General features: G+C 74.9%; 11 protein-coding genes. 9 read left to right on the top strand and 2 right to left on the bottom strand.

The window, feature by feature from the left end:
* The first annotated feature begins 123 nt into the window (after nucleotides 1–123).
* Nucleotides 124–990: a formyltetrahydrofolate deformylase gene (gene purU, locus ABT014_RS05570; protein WP_350637340.1), complete on the top strand. Its 867-nt coding sequence runs from the start codon at nucleotides 124–126 to the stop codon at nucleotides 988–990.
* 418 nt (nucleotides 991–1408) lie between these two features.
* Nucleotides 1409–2683 carry a diaminopimelate decarboxylase gene (gene lysA / locus ABT014_RS05565; protein WP_350637339.1) on the top strand — a complete coding sequence of 425 codons (1275 nt, stop codon included), beginning with the start codon at nucleotides 1409–1411 and terminating at the stop codon, nucleotides 2681–2683.
* Between the two features lie 47 nt (nucleotides 2684–2730).
* Here the strand turns inward: lysA and ABT014_RS05560 are convergent, their stop codons facing one another.
* Nucleotides 2731–4011: a hypothetical protein gene (locus ABT014_RS05560; RefSeq protein WP_350637338.1), complete on the bottom strand. Its 1281-nt coding sequence runs from the start codon at nucleotides 4009–4011 to the stop codon at nucleotides 2731–2733.
* A gap of 578 nt (nucleotides 4012–4589) precedes the next feature.
* Between ABT014_RS05560 and ABT014_RS05555 the strand changes: the two genes are divergently transcribed.
* From ABT014_RS05555 to ABT014_RS05530, 6 genes are all read left to right on the top strand, one after another.
* The gene (locus ABT014_RS05555; protein ID WP_350637337.1) at nucleotides 4590–5078 is read left to right on the top strand and encodes an ATP-binding protein; all 489 of its coding nucleotides are present in this window, start codon (nucleotides 4590–4592) and stop codon (nucleotides 5076–5078) included.
* A 598-nt stretch (nucleotides 5079–5676) separates the two neighbouring features.
* A complete protein-coding gene (locus tag ABT014_RS05550; protein WP_350637336.1) occupies nucleotides 5677–6945 on the top strand; it encodes an MFS transporter in 1269 nt (422 codons plus the stop codon).
* Between the two features lie 67 nt (nucleotides 6946–7012).
* The gene (locus tag ABT014_RS05545; RefSeq protein ID WP_502894861.1) at nucleotides 7013–8464 is read left to right on the top strand and encodes an MFS transporter; all 1452 of its coding nucleotides are present in this window, start codon (nucleotides 7013–7015) and stop codon (nucleotides 8462–8464) included.
* A gap of 10 nt (nucleotides 8465–8474) precedes the next feature.
* Nucleotides 8475–9002, top strand: a complete 528-nt coding sequence (locus ABT014_RS05540; RefSeq protein WP_350637335.1) for a GNAT family N-acetyltransferase — start codon at nucleotides 8475–8477, stop codon at nucleotides 9000–9002.
* Nucleotides 9003–9138: 136 nt separating this feature from the next.
* Nucleotides 9139–9453 (top strand): DUF4229 domain-containing protein, encoded by a 315-nt coding sequence (locus ABT014_RS05535; protein ID WP_350637334.1) that lies wholly within the window; start codon nucleotides 9139–9141, stop codon nucleotides 9451–9453.
* A gap of 6 nt (nucleotides 9454–9459) precedes the next feature.
* A complete protein-coding gene (locus ABT014_RS05530; RefSeq protein ID WP_350637333.1) occupies nucleotides 9460–10488 on the top strand; it encodes a LacI family DNA-binding transcriptional regulator in 1029 nt (342 codons plus the stop codon).
* A 57-nt stretch (nucleotides 10489–10545) separates the two neighbouring features.
* Here the strand turns inward: ABT014_RS05530 and ABT014_RS05525 are convergent, their stop codons facing one another.
* A complete protein-coding gene (locus ABT014_RS05525) occupies nucleotides 10546–11760 on the bottom strand; it encodes an MFS transporter (RefSeq protein ID WP_350637332.1) in 1215 nt (404 codons plus the stop codon).
* A 384-nt stretch (nucleotides 11761–12144) separates the two neighbouring features.
* Between ABT014_RS05525 and ABT014_RS05520 the strand changes: the two genes are divergently transcribed.
* Nucleotides 12145–13458 (top strand): dicarboxylate/amino acid:cation symporter, encoded by a 1314-nt coding sequence (locus tag ABT014_RS05520; protein WP_350637331.1) that lies wholly within the window; start codon nucleotides 12145–12147, stop codon nucleotides 13456–13458.
* Nucleotides 13459–13541 lie beyond the last annotated feature (83 nt).

Here is a 13541-nt window from a genome sequence, read left to right as displayed (position 1 = left end):
TGGCGGCGGGCGGTGGTGGGTGGTCTCGCGGTGCGGGCGGTGGCCGCGCCGGTCCGGCGATCTGTGACACGCTGGTCCGTCGAAGCCCCAGCACCAGACCCGAGAACCAGGGGAACCGCAGCCGTGGAAGAGCAGTCCGCCCCCGTCCAGTACGTCCTCACGCTGTCCTGCCCGGACAAGCAGGGGATCGTCCACGCGGTCTCCAGCTACCTCTTCATGACCGGCTGCAACATCATCGACAGCCAGCAGTTCGGCGACGGCGACAGCGGGCTGTTCTTCATGCGGGTGCACTTCGTGGCCGAGCAGCCGGTCACCGCCGAGAAGCTGCGGGCCAGCTTCGCCGCGATCGGCGCCTCGTTCCGGATGGACTGGCAGATCCACCCGAGCGCCGAGCGGATGCGGGTGCTGCTGATGGTGTCCAGGTTCGGCCACTGCCTGAACGACCTGCTGTTCCGCACCCGGATCGGCGCTCTGCCGGTGGAGATCGCCGGCGTGGTCTCCAACCACACCGACTTCCGCGCGCTGACCGAGTCCTACGACATCCCGTTCCACCACATCCCGGTCACCCGGGACACCAAGGCGCAGGCCGAGCAGCAGCTGCTCGACCTGGTCGCCGAGGAGAAGGTCGACCTGGTGGTGCTGGCCCGGTACATGCAGGTGCTCTCCGACCGGCTGTGCAAGGAGCTCTCCGGCCGGGTGATCAACATCCACCACTCCTTCCTGCCGAGCTTCAAGGGCGCCAAGCCGTACCACCAGGCGCACGCCCGGGGCGTGAAGCTGATCGGCGCCACCGCGCACTACGTCACCGCCGACCTGGACGAGGGCCCGATCATCGAGCAGGAAGTGGCCCGGGTCACCCACGACGTGACCCCGGACCAGCTGGTCGCGCTCGGCCGGGACGTCGAGTGCCAGGCGCTGGCCCGGGCGGTCAAGTGGCACAGCGAGCACCGGGTGCTGCTGAACGGCGCCCGCACGGTGGTCTTCGCCTGAGTCGCCGGCCCGGCCGTCGGGCTCGGCCGTCGGGCTCGGCCGTCGGGCTCGGCCGTCGGACCCGGCCGTCGGACCGGGTCCTCGGCCGGGTCCGGTCCCGCCGCAGGATTTCTTTTTCCCGGGTGCCGGCCGGCCGGTTCGTACGTGCGGTCGCGCGGTGTTCCGGAAGTACTCCGCCGGAGTGCGGGAAAGGCCGCAGAATCCCCTTTCCGGGCCCGCTCCCGGCGTCAACTCCGGTTTCTCCGGGGCCCGTCCGCGAGGGTAACGTGGCGCCGTCGAACGGGGCCGTGGACCCGACCGCCCCCACCCGCCGGGCCGCCCCGGCCCGTACCGGGGAAACGGAATTCGGCGATTTCGCGTGCCCGATTTCCGGTGCCGGTGCGCCCGGTCCGCCGACGACCCGTGCGAAGGAATGCCCATGACGACCGCCACCGGTGCCGAGGAATTCCCCGGAGCCGTCGACGGCCCCCGGATCGCCCGGATCGCCGAGGAGTTCGGTACCCCGCTCTGGCTCTACGACGCCGGCACGATCCGCGCCCAGATCGACCGGCTGCGGCAGTTCGACGTGATCCGCTTCGCCCAGAAGGCCTGCTCCAACCTGCACATCCTGCGGCTGATGCGCGAGCAGGGCGTCCTGGTGGACTCGGTGTCGGCGGGGGAGGTGGAACGCGCGCTGGCCGCCGGCTACCTCCCCGGCGGTGCGGACGACCCGATCGTGTTCACCGCCGACCTGCTCGACCGTCCCACCCTGCGCCGGGTGGTCGAGCTGGGCATCCCGGTCAACGCCGGGTCGCCGCAGATGCTGGAGCAGCTCGGACGCGCCGCCCCGGGCCACCCGGTGTGGCTGCGGATCAACCCGGGCTTCGGCCACGGCCACAGCCGCAAGACCAACACCGGCGGTGAGCAGAGCAAGCACGGCATCTGGCACGAGCACCTGGCCGAGGCGCTCGACCTGGCCGAGCGCCACCGGCTCGACCTGGTCGGCTTCCACATGCACATCGGCTCCGGCGTCGACTACGGCCACCTGGAGGCGGTCTGCGAGACCATGGTCAAGCAGGTCAGGATGGCCGGCCGGGACATCCGGGCGATCTCCGCCGGCGGCGGCCTGTCGGTGCCGTACGCGGCCGGGCAGCCGGAGGTCGACACCGACCGCTACTTCCGGCTCTGGGACTCGGCGCGGGCCGAGATCGCCGCCGAACTCGGCCACCCGGTGCGCCTGGAGATCGAGCCGGGCCGGTTCCTGGTGGCGGGCGCCGGACTGCTGGCGGCCGAGGTGCGCGCGGACAAGGCGGTCGGCAGCAACCACTTCGTGCTGATCGACGCCGGCTTCAACGACCTGATGCGCCCCGCCATGTACGGCAGCAGCCACCGGGCCACGGTGCTGGCGCCCGACGGCGAGGTCCGCCGCGCCGGCCTGCGGGACACCGTGCTGGCGGGGCCGCTGTGCGAGTCGGGCGACGTCTTCACCCAGGCCGCCGGCGGCGACGTGGAGCCGGTGCCACTGCCCCGCACGGACGTCGGAGACCTGGTGGTCCTCCACGACACCGGCGCCTACGGGGCGAGCATGTCCTCGCTCTACAACTCCCGGCCGCTGATACCGGAGGTGCTGGTCGACGGCGGGCGGACCAGGCTGATCCGCCGCCGGCAGTCGGTGGCCGAGCTGCTGGCGCTGGAGACCGGCCTGCCGCAGTAGCCGGCCGCCGGGGCCGGCCCGGTGGTCAACCGGATGGTGCCGGGCGGTCAGGGACGGGAGAGCAGCGGCACGGCGTGCAGCACCTCGCGGATCGCCGCGCGGTCGCCCTGCCGGCCCACCGGGAGCCGGTCCGGGTCGCGGTGGGCGGCCGCCAGGTAGCAGAACTCCAGTCCGTCCAGCACCATTTCGGCGGTCGGCGGCCCGCCGTCGTCCGACCCGTCGAGCGGGATCCGCCACTCGCCGCAGGCCGGTCCGTCGATCACCAGCCGGAGCAGCCGGCCGGTGCCGCGCGAGCCGCCGGGCAGCGCGGCCAGCAGGTGCGGCAGCATCCGGGCGGCCAGGTCGACCAGCTGGCGCAGGTGCTGCGGGGCGGGCGGCGCGTACGGGTAGTGGACCGCGCGGGCGAGGTCGTCGCCGTGGATCCAGCACTCGAACGCCCGGTCCAGGAAGGCGTCGGCCAGCGGCAGCAGGGCGAAGCCGTAGTCCACCGGGGTGCCGCCGTCGCTGCCCAGGCCGGCCGCCCGCAGCAGGTCGAGCCCCTGCCGGCGCCACAGTTCGCGCACCTCGGCCGGGGCGCTGTGGCGGCGGTCCTCGATCAGGCTGCGGGTGCGGCCGAGCACGTCGTCCGGCCGGCGCTGCTCCGGCACCCGCGGGGCGGGGACCGGGGTCAGGTCCGGCGGCGGGGCGGCGGCCGGTACCGGGTCGGGCAGGCCGAGCGCGGGAGCCAGGTAGCCGTCGACGGCCGCGAGGTGGCAGAGCACCTGGGCCGGGCGCCAGTGCTGGGTGCCGCCGTGCCACGGCAGTTCGGCGACCTCCTGCCACTCGCCGGGGCCGAGGTCGCGCAGCAGCGCGTCGAGTTTCGCGGTCTCGGCCGCGAACGGCGCGGCCCACGGGGGCAGCGGGCGCGCGGCGGGGCGCCGGGCCAGGCAGCCCTCCAGGACCTGGCGGCGCAGGCCGTCGTCCGGGCCCAGCGAGTCCTCGGGGTCGAGCCGGTCCTCCGGGTCCCCCGGGCCGGGATGCCCGGTGGCGGGGTGCCCGGGGTGCCCGGGGTGCCCGGGGTGCCCGGGCGGGAGGATGCCGGCGGCCAGGCGCCGGGTGAGCCCGACCAGCCGGCCGCGCAGCGGGTCCCGGATGCCGGGGTACTGCCAGAGCGTGCCGAAGACCTCGCGGGTGAGCTGCTCGGCGGTGTCCTGGTCGTCGGTCGTCCGCCAGGCCAGACCGTGCACCAGCGGCGCGTAGCGGTCGTAGAGCTCGCCGAGGGCGCTCTCCTCGCCGTCCAGCAAGCGCTGCCGCACCTGCTCGTCCCAGCTCGGGGCGCGGTCGGACATGGTCCTGCCCCCTCCGTGTCCCGGGCGGCCTACTCAACGGTAGCCCTTCGGCCGGGGGCCGGGGAGGGTTCCTCCGAAGAGGCGGCCGCGGGCGTCCGGTGGCGGCCACGGTGTTCGAGCCGGGCCGGACATATGTAGGAAGGGTGGTTCGCTCGTGGCTGGCGAGGGCTACCGGCCGGGCGGGAGTACCGTCGTACCTCTCGCGCCGCGGGGCGCCGGGAGGGCGCACCGGCGTGCACCGGGCGCCCCCGGGTGCCTCCGCACGCGGGAGGGCAAGATCCGAAGGCGATGGTCCGGGCCCGGACGGACGTTCACCGGTGCGAGGCTCGCCAGGGTGAGCGGGACAGTATGCACCGAGCTGTCCCCCGATCGCTGGAATATGCCTGAAGCGCTTGCTGCGGCCGAGCTGCGGAATCATCCTGAGGCGTATTCGTGCCGAAGCCATGGGCAGCCCGGCAGGCGTTTCCCACGGTGCGCGGCCGGCCGTACCGGTGTGGCCGGCCCCCGGCCCGCCCGGTCCGGGCAGCAGGGAGAACGGCCGACTACCGGGCCGAAGACCGAGTGCGGGTGGTGAAGCGGTGCAGGTACTTCAGGTTCAACTGGCCGTCCAGGCGGACCCGTCGGAGGTCGGCCGGGCCCGGCGGTGGGTGCGGGCCCGGTTGAAGGGCCACGGCCTGGACCCGGACGCGCCGGTGGCCGAGACGCTGGTGCTGGTGGTCTCGGAGCTGGTCACCAACGCGGTGGTGCACACCGGCTGTCCGGCCGTGCTGCGGCTGTCGATGCCGGTGCCCGGGGCCCGTCCGGCCGGTGACGGCGCCGCGGATCCGCCCGGGGGAGTGCCGGTACGGGTCGAGGTGGCGGACGCCAGCCTGGTCGCCCCGGCGCCCCGGCACGCCGGCGGGGACGCCACCAACGGGCGCGGCCTGGAACTGGTCGAGCTGCTCTGCGCCCGGTGGGGCTGGTACCCGGACGGCTCGGGCAAGCGGGTCTGGTGCGAGATCGACCCGCAGGACCAGGGCCGCCCGCAGGAGTGTCCGGTCGAGCCCAACGCCGTCTTCGCCCTCTGACCGGCCCGCGCGGACCGCACGGCCCGCCCCCGTCGGCCCCGCCCGCCCCGGCCGTCGCACCCGCAGCGGGCCTCCCTGACGCCCCGTCCCGCCCCTGGGGCGCATCCGGCGCACCGCCGACCGCGGCCGTGCGCCATCCCCTCACAAGTGCGCCGCAACCATTCCGAATTTCGGACAACCCATTGACGTGACGTATCCGACTGATCACTCTTGGGTGCAGCTCTCCGTTGCGAGGGGACGTCGAGGCGACATCCGGCCGGTGCGGGCACAGGGGGACAGTCGCTGCCTGCCGCCCGGGTCCTGCCACCTCGACGAGTGCGGAGCGCAGGCGCGCGGCTTCAGGGCGCGGGCGCCAGGTCGGACGGCGGTCCGCCGCGCGGTGCTCGGGGCGCGCACGGCGGCCGCCGTCCGGACCGGCGCGATCCGACCCGCCGCCGCCTGCACCGGGCCCGACCGGCCGCCACCGGGCCCCCACCGGCTGCCACCACCCGCCGCCCGCGCGGCACCGCACGCCCCCGCCCACCCGCGCCGCATCGTGATCCCCCGGTGACCCGGAAACCACTGGATATTCGCAGTGGTCTACACCAAAACTTCTCCTGTGACCGCTCCCGAACTGCAGGACGCCCACCCCCGCACGGCCGCCCCCGCCGCCCCGGGACCCGCCATCTGGTCCGCCGGGTTCCGGCTCTACTTCACCGCCCGCAGCTCCGGCCTGCTCGGCGACGCCATGCTCCCGGTCGCCGTCTCGGCGGGCCTGCTCGCCGCCGGGTACCCGCTCGGCACGGTCGGCTACGCGATGGCCTTCCTGATGGCCCCGTTCGCCGGACTGGTGCTGGTCGGCGGCGTCCTGGCGGACCGCTTCACCGCCCGCCGGCTGATGATCGCCGCCGACCTGCTCAACCTGACCGCGCGGGCGCTGCTCGCGGTGGTCTTCTTCCGCGGCGTCGACCAACTCTGGCAGCTCTACGCGCTGCTGGCGCTGGCCGGCACCGCCGCCGCGATGTTCCAGCCCGGCGCCGCCTCCACCGTCCCGCTGGTCGCCCGCGACGTGCAGGGCGCCAACGGCGTCCTGCGGATCTCCGAGGCCGTCACCACCCTGCTCGGCCCGGCGCTCGCGGGCCTGCTGGCCGGCGCCGCCGCCACCGGCTGGGTGATGGTGATCGCCGCCGCCACCTACGGCGTCAGCGCGCTGTGCCTGCTCTCGCTGCGGCTCGGCCGGGTGCCGGCCCCGCCGGCCGGCGACAGCCTGCTGCGCAACCTGGTGGTCGGCTGGCACGAGTTCAGGTCCCGCGGCTGGATGTGGGGCGTCATCGTGATCTGGATGTTCTTCACCGTGCTCTCCTGGGGCCCGATGCTGCCGCTGGCCGCCGGGGTGGTGGTCCCGCAGTACGGCTCCACCGCCTACGGGTTGCTGAACTGCGCGTTCGGCGCCGGCACCGTGCTGGGCGGGGTGCTGGCGATCCGGTTCAAGCCCGCCCGCCCGCTGGCCGGCGGCGCGCTCGCGCTGATCGCCTTCCCCGCCTACCAGTTCGCGCTCGCGCTGGACCTCCCGGTGCCGCTGCTGGTGCCCGCCCAGCTGCTCTCCGGCGCCGGGGTCACCTTCTGGGGCGTGATGTGGGCGACCAGCGTGCAGACCCAGGTGCCCGGCGAGGTGCTCAACCGGATCCACGCGTACGAGGTGGCCGGCTCGGTCTGCATGTTCCCGCTCGGCGCCGCGCTGGCGGGCCCCGCCGCCGACGCCTTCGGCGCGCGCGGGGTGCTCGCGGCCGGCGGCGCGGTCGCCCTGCTGGTGGTCGCCGCGCTGCTGCTCACCCCGCCGATCCGGGGCCTGCGCCGGGCGGGTGCGGCGACGGTGGCCCGATCCTGACGAAACCTGGCAGCCACACCCCTCGTTCACCCCGCCCCCGGGGCCGGAGACTCGGTCCGTGACCGACCTGAACACCCCGCCGCGCCCGCCCGGCGCCGCACCCGCCGCACCCCCGCCCTCCGACGCACCCGACCTACCCGGCGCACCCGACGCCCCGGCCACGCCCGCCTCGCCCGCCTCGCCCGCCGCCGTCCGGGCCCCGCGCCTGCACTACGCCTGGGTGGTGGCCGGCGTGGCGCTGGTCGTGCTGGTCGGCTCGGCCGGCTTCCGGTCCACCCCGGGCCTGATGATGGACGCGCTGAACAGCGAGTTCGGCTGGTCGCACGCCACCGTCTCCAGCGCCGTCTCGGTAAACCTCACCCTGTACGGGCTGACCGCGCCGTTCGCCGCCGCGCTGATGGACCGCTTCGGGGTCCGGCTGGTGACGGTCTGCGCGCTGCTGCTGATCGCCACCGGCTCCGGGCTGACGGTGCTGATGACCGAGCCCTGGCAACTGGTGCTCTGCTGGGGCGTGCTGGTCGGGCTCGGCAGCGGCTCGATGGCGGGGGCCTTCGCCACCACCATCACCGGCCGCTGGTTCCAGGCCCACCAGGGCCTGGTCACCGGCGTGCTCACGGCCGCCGGCGCCGCCGGCAACCTGGTCTTCATGCCGGTGCTGGCCGCCCTGGTGACCGGACACGGCTGGCGCACCGCCGTGGTGGTGGTCTCGCTGGCGGCCACCGCGGTCGCGGTCCCGGTGCTGCTGCTGATGCGCGAGCGGCCGGCCGACCTCGGGCTGCTGCCGCTCGGCGCGCAGGAGCAGCCCGCCCCGCCCGCGGTCACCGGCAGCGCGCTGGCGCGTTCGCTGCGGGTGCTGAAGGAGGCCGCCGGGACCAGGGCCTTCTGGCTGCTGGCCGGCTCGTTCGCGATCTGCGGCGCGACCACCGCGGGCCTGGTCGGCACGCACTTCATCCCGGCGGCGCACGACCACGGCATGCCGGTCACCACCGCGGCCGGACTGCTCGCCCTGGTCGGCATCTTCGACGTGCTCGGCACCGTGGCCAGCGGCTGGTTCACCGACCGGTTCGACTCCCGGGCGCTGCTGATCGTCTACTACGCGCTGCGCGGCGTCTCGCTGCTGTTCCTGCCGCAACTGTTCGCCGACTCGCTGCGGCCGCCGATCCTGGCCTTCGTGATCTTCTACGGTCTGGACTGGGTCGCCACCGTCCCGCCCACCATCGCGCTCTGCCGCCGGCACTTCGGGGCGGACGCCCCGGTGGTGTTCGGCTGGGTGCTGGCCGCGCACCAGATCGGGGCGGCGCTGGTCGCCTCGCTGGCGGGCCTGGCCCGCGACCGCTTCGGCGACTACGACCTGGCCTGGTACGTCGCGGGCGGCCTGTGCGCGCTCGCCGTCCTGCTCTGCCTGGGACTCGCCCGCCGAGGCCCGGCGGCCCCGGCCGACCTCGCCGCTCCGACCGCCCCGGCGGCACCGGCCGGCCCGACCGGCCCGGCCGTCCTGGGGGTCGTGGCCGACGGGTAGCCTGCGGATCATGAACCTCCGCTTCCGGCTCGATCCCGACCTCACCCCCGAACTGCGGGCCGCCGTCGTCGAGCTGTGGGTGCGGGCCAGCAACGCGGGCGGCGCCGTCGGCTTCGTCCCGCCGGTCGACGCGCGGCAGGTCCGCCCGGTGGCCGAGCGGCAGTTCGCCGAGGTCGGCCCCGGGCAGCCGGACCGGCTGCTGGTCGCGTACGAGGAGGACGGCGGGCGGCTGGCCGGGCTGCTGTTCTTCGCCTCGATGCGGTTCGAGCTGATGGAGCACTGGCGGCTGCTCAAGCGGGTCATGGTCGACCCGGACCTCCAGGGCCGCGGCCACGGCGCCGCGCTGCTCGCCGAGGCCGAGCGGGTCGGCCGCGCGTGGGGCCTGGCCGGGCTGAAGCTGACGCTGCGCGGCGGGATGGGGCTGGAGCGGTTCTACGCCCGGTGCGGCTACCGGGAGGTGGGCCGGGTACCGGGTGCGATCCGGGTCGCCGACGGGGACGACCGGGACGACGTGACGATGTGGCGGGAGCTGCGCTGAGCCAGCCGCCGAGGGGTCCTGGGCGGGCGGGCGGAGCCTGTCGGCCGGCGCCGCCGTTCGGCATGCTTCACTGGAGGCCGCGCCCTGTGGGTGCCCGCGCCGCCCGCCGTACCCCTTGCAGTTAGGACCCCCACCCGTGAGCAGCAAGACGCACGCCACGCTCCGCTACACCTCCCTGCGGGTCAGCATCTTCCTCGGCTGCCTGCTGATCTCGCTGCTGCTGGGCCACTTCGGCGTGATCCCGGTGACCGGGAGCACCGGTGTGGTCTTCCTGGTGCTGCTCGCCGGGCTGGTGTCCGCGCCGATCAGCTACGTGGTGCTGAGCAAGCAGCGGGACGAGATGTCCGCGCAGATCAGCGCGAAGGTGGAGACCATCCGGGCCCGCACCGCCGCGCAGAGCGCGCAGGAGGACGAGGCCGACGAGGCCGCCCGCGCCGTCGCCGGGAACTGACCGCTGGTGCCAGCGCCCGAGGCCGGCCCGGCCGCCGTCCCGACCCCGCCCAAGCGGCCGACCGGCCGTGATGTGGCGCGGCTGGCCGGTGTCTCGCAGGCCACCGTCTCCCTGGTGTTCTCCGGCTCGGACGCCGGTCACCGGGTCTCCGAGGCGACCCGGGAACGGATCCGGGAGGCCGCCCGCAGCCTCGGCTACCGCCCGCAGGCGGCCGGCCGCCAGCTCCGGCTCGGCCGCAGCGGGATGATCCTGCTGGCGGTGCCCAACCTGCTCGGCCCGTTCTTCGGCCGGGTGCTGACCGGGGTGCACGAGGAGGCCGGCCGGCGCGGCCTGGCCGTCGTGGTCAGCAGCGGCTGGGGCAGCGCCACCCTCGCCGACGCGGCCGCCACCAGCCGCTTCGACGGCCTGCTGGTCTGCTCGCCGGACGACAGCCAGCTCGGCGAGCTGCCCCCCGACACCCCCGCGGTCTTCCTGGACGCCGACCCGGCGGTCAACCGCGGCCGGCCGACCGTGGAGCTCGACGTCGCGGGCGGCATGCGCGGCGCGGTCGAGCACCTGGTGGCGCTCGGGCACCGGCGGATCGGCCACCTGCGCTCGACCCACTCCGCCTACACCTTCCGGGTCCGGCAGGCCGCCTTCGAGCGGGCCACCGCTGGACTCGACGTGGTGGAGGCGGGGGTCAGCCTGAACGACGGCCGGCAGGCCGCCTTCGAGGCGGCGCACCGGCTGCTCGGCGGCCCGGACCGGCCGCGGGCCGTGGTCTGCGACGACGACGTGGTCGCCTCCGGGCTCTACCAGGCCGCCGCCGAACTCGGGCTGCGGATCCCCGCGGACGTGTCCGTGGTCGGCCTCGACAACATCCCGGTGGCCGAGCTGCTGGCGCCGCCGCTGACCACCGTCGACCTGCCCGGCGAGGAACTCGGCCGGGCCGGGGTCACCGCGCTCGCCGCGCTGCTGCGCGGGGAGGCGGTGGCGCCGGTGGCGCCGCTGGCGACCTCGCTGGTGCTGCGCAGCTCGACCGGCCGGGCCGGCTGAGGGCCGACCGCGCAGGCCGACCGGCCCGCACTGCTCGGCCCGCGCTGCTCGGCCCGATCAGGCCGCGCGCACGTGCTCCGGTGCGCCGGCGGCGGTGGCCGCGAGCGGCTGCAGGCGGCCGCGGCAGCCGAACAGCAGCAGGCCGCCGAGGCCGATCCCGGCGGTCGCGCAGAGCGCCACCTCGGACAGCGCACCGCTCGCCAGCAGACCGGACACCGCGTAGCCGGCCGCGTTGCCGGTGGCGAACAGGGTGACCAGCCAGGCGAAGGCCTCGGTCACGGTGCCGGTCGGGGCCAGCTCGGCCACCAGCACGAAGGCGGCCGCCAGCAGCGGGGCGAGCCCGATCCCGGAGAGCAGCGCCAGACCGGCCATCGCCGCCGGGCCGGGGAGCAGCAGCAGCGGCAGGTAGCTGACGGCCATCGCCAGCGCGATCGCCCAGGTCCGGGTGGCGGTCGAGATCCGCCAGGGGATCGCGCCGTACACCAGCGCGCCGACCAGGCCGCCGAGCGCGGCGAGCGCCAGCAGGCTGCCCGCGCCGCCGGGCAGGCCGCCGGGGTGGTCCTCGGCGTAGGCGATGAACAGCACGTTCTGCGCGCCCACCGTCCAGCCGGCGCCGGCCAGGCCGAGCAGCAGCAGGACCAGGCCGGGGGAGCGCAGCGGGCCGAGCAGCCCGGCCGAGGCCGCCCGGGGCGGTGCCTGCCAGGCGCGCGCCGGGGCGGTGGTGGCGACCACCAGCGCGCCGAGCAGTCCGAGCGCCGCCGCCGTCCACAGGGCGGTGGACGGCCCGAAGGCGGCGGCCAACCCGGCGACGGCGAGTGGCCCGGCCACGTACAGCACCTGCTGCGAGGCGGAGTCGAAGGCGTACGCGGTGTCCAGCTGCTCCTCGTCGACCACGGCGGGCCACAGCGAGCGCAGGCAGGGTTCGAGCGGGGGCATCGCCAGTCCGGCGATCGCGGCCCCGACCGGCGCGGCGATCGGCGAGCCGGGGGCGAGGGCGAGCAGCGCGTAGCCGCAGCCGGCGACCACCGCGGAGGCGATCAGCACCCGGGGCTGCCCGGTGCGGTCCACGATCCGGCCGAGCACCGGCCCGCCGACCGCGGCGGCGATCGCGTACGCGGCGGTGGCCAGGCCGATCCTGCTGTACGGGGCACCGGCCTCGCGCAGGGCCAGGGCGATGACCAGCGCGGTCATGCCCGCGGGCAGCCGGCCCAGCAGGGTGCCCAGCAGCAGTCGGGTGACGTGCGGGGCGCGGAGCAGGGCGACATAGCCCATGGTGTTCGGTCTCCTGGGCAGGCGGGGGCGAGGGGGCACCAGTCAAGTTATACGTATAACTGCCCAGGGTCAATCCGGCTCGTGCGGGTGGTTCGTCAGTGCAGTTCAAACTAGTACTTTGAACATCTCAAAGATTTATTGCTAATCTACCGGCCATGACCACCGCAGGCACCGCACCCCGGCCCGGGACGAGCACTCCGCTCGCCGCCCGCCGCGCGTGCCTGCCCGGTGCCGTGGTCGGCCCCGGCCGCTGCCGCTCCCGCTGCTGTACCGAGGCGGCACGCCCTTCCTGAGGCCCCGGACCCCCGTCCGACCCCTCCCGCCGTGCCGCCGGAGCAGTGCCCTTCCCCCGTCTGACCTCCCGTTCCCCGGAGCCGCACGCCCATGTCCACACCCACCGCACCCTCGTTCCTGGCGAAGGTCCGCGCCACCCCGTTCTGGGTCCAGATCGTCGGCGGCCTCGTCCTCGGCGGCCTGCTCGGCTGGCTCGCCCGCTCGCAGGACATCTCCTGGCTGACCACCACCCTCGACACCATCGGCAAGACCTTCGTCCAGCTGCTCAAGCTGGCCGTGCCGCCGCTGGTCTTCACCGCGATCGTGGTGAGCGTCGCCAACCTGCGCAACGTCACCAACGCCGCCCGGCTGGCCGTCCGCACCCTGCTCTGGTTCCTGATCACCTCGCTGATCGCCGTCGCCATCGGCCTCACCCTCGGCCTGCTCACCGACCCGGGCAAGGGCGCGGGGCTGTCCACCGAGGGCGTCAAGGGCGTCGAGGACTCCGGCACCTGGGTCGACTTCCTGACCGGCATCATCCCGACCAACATCGTCGACGCCTTCCTCAAGGTGAACGTCCTTCAGATCGTCTTCCTCGCCGTGGTCCTCGGCGTCGCGATCCTGAAGACCGGCGAGAAGGCCGCCCCCGTCCTCAAGCTCAGCGAGTCGGTCCTCGACCTGGTGCAGACCGCGCTGTGGTGGGTCATCCGGCTGGCGCCGCTCGGCACCCTCGGCCTGATCGGCAAGTCCGTCGCCAAGTACGGCTGGGACCTGCTGGAGCCGTTCGCCACGCTGACCATCGACGTGTACGTCGGCTGCGCCCTGGTGCTCTTCGGGGTCTACTCGCTGCTGCTGCGCTTCGTCGGCGGCCTCAACCCGCTCAACTTCTTCAAGGGCGCCTGGCCCGCGATCCAGCTGGCCTTCGTCTCCCGCTCCTCGGTCGGCACCCTGCCGGTCACCCGCCGCGTCACCGAGCGGCTCGGCGTGCCGACCGAGTACGCCTCCTTCGCCGTGCCGTTCGGCGCCACCACCAAGATGGACGGCTGCGCCGCGATCTACCCGTCGCTGGCCGCGATCTTCGTCGCCCAGGTGTACGGCATCGACCTCGGCATCGGTGACTACCTGCTGATCGCCTTCGTCTCGGTGGTCGGCTCCGCGGCCACCGCCGGTCTGACCGGCGCGATCGTGATGCTCACCCTCACCCTGTCCACCCTGGGCCTGCCGCTGGAGGGCGTCGGCCTGCTGCTGGCCATCGACCCGATCCTCGACATGGTCCGCACCGCCACCAACGTGGCCGGCCAGTCGGTGGTGCCGATCCTGGTCGCCGCCCGCGAGAAGACCCTCGACCTGACCGCCTACAACAACCCGACCGGCGACCTGCTCGACGAGCCGGTCACCCCGGCCAAGGTCACCGTCGCGGCCTGATCCCCGCCGTCCCGAGCCCTTCCCCGCAGCGCGGGGGAGGGCTCGGTGCGTTCCGGAAGCAACCGGGTGGGAGCGCGGCGCTG

Source organism: Kitasatospora sp. NPDC094015 (assembly GCF_040304075.1).
Classification (GTDB): domain Bacteria; phylum Actinomycetota; class Actinomycetes; order Streptomycetales; family Streptomycetaceae; genus Kitasatospora.
Note: the sequence above shows the minus strand (reverse complement) of the source record. Positions and strands in the feature narration are given on the sequence as shown.

Excerpts from the sequence above, each read along its gene's own strand:
- ABT014_RS05540 (WP_350637335.1), top strand. The coding sequence starts at position 8,475 with ATGAACCTCCGCTTCCGGCTCGATCCCGACCTCACCCCCGAACTGCGG.
- ABT014_RS05525 (WP_350637332.1), bottom strand. The coding sequence starts at position 11,760 with ATGGGCTATGTCGCCCTGCTCCGCGCCCCGCACGTCACCCGACTGCTG.
- ABT014_RS05520 (WP_350637331.1), top strand. The coding sequence starts at position 12,145 with ATGTCCACACCCACCGCACCCTCGTTCCTGGCGAAGGTCCGCGCCACC.
- lysA (WP_350637339.1), top strand. The coding sequence starts at position 1,409 with ATGACGACCGCCACCGGTGCCGAGGAATTCCCCGGAGCCGTCGACGGC.
- ABT014_RS05560 (WP_350637338.1), bottom strand. The coding sequence starts at position 4,011 with ATGTCCGACCGCGCCCCGAGCTGGGACGAGCAGGTGCGGCAGCGCTTG.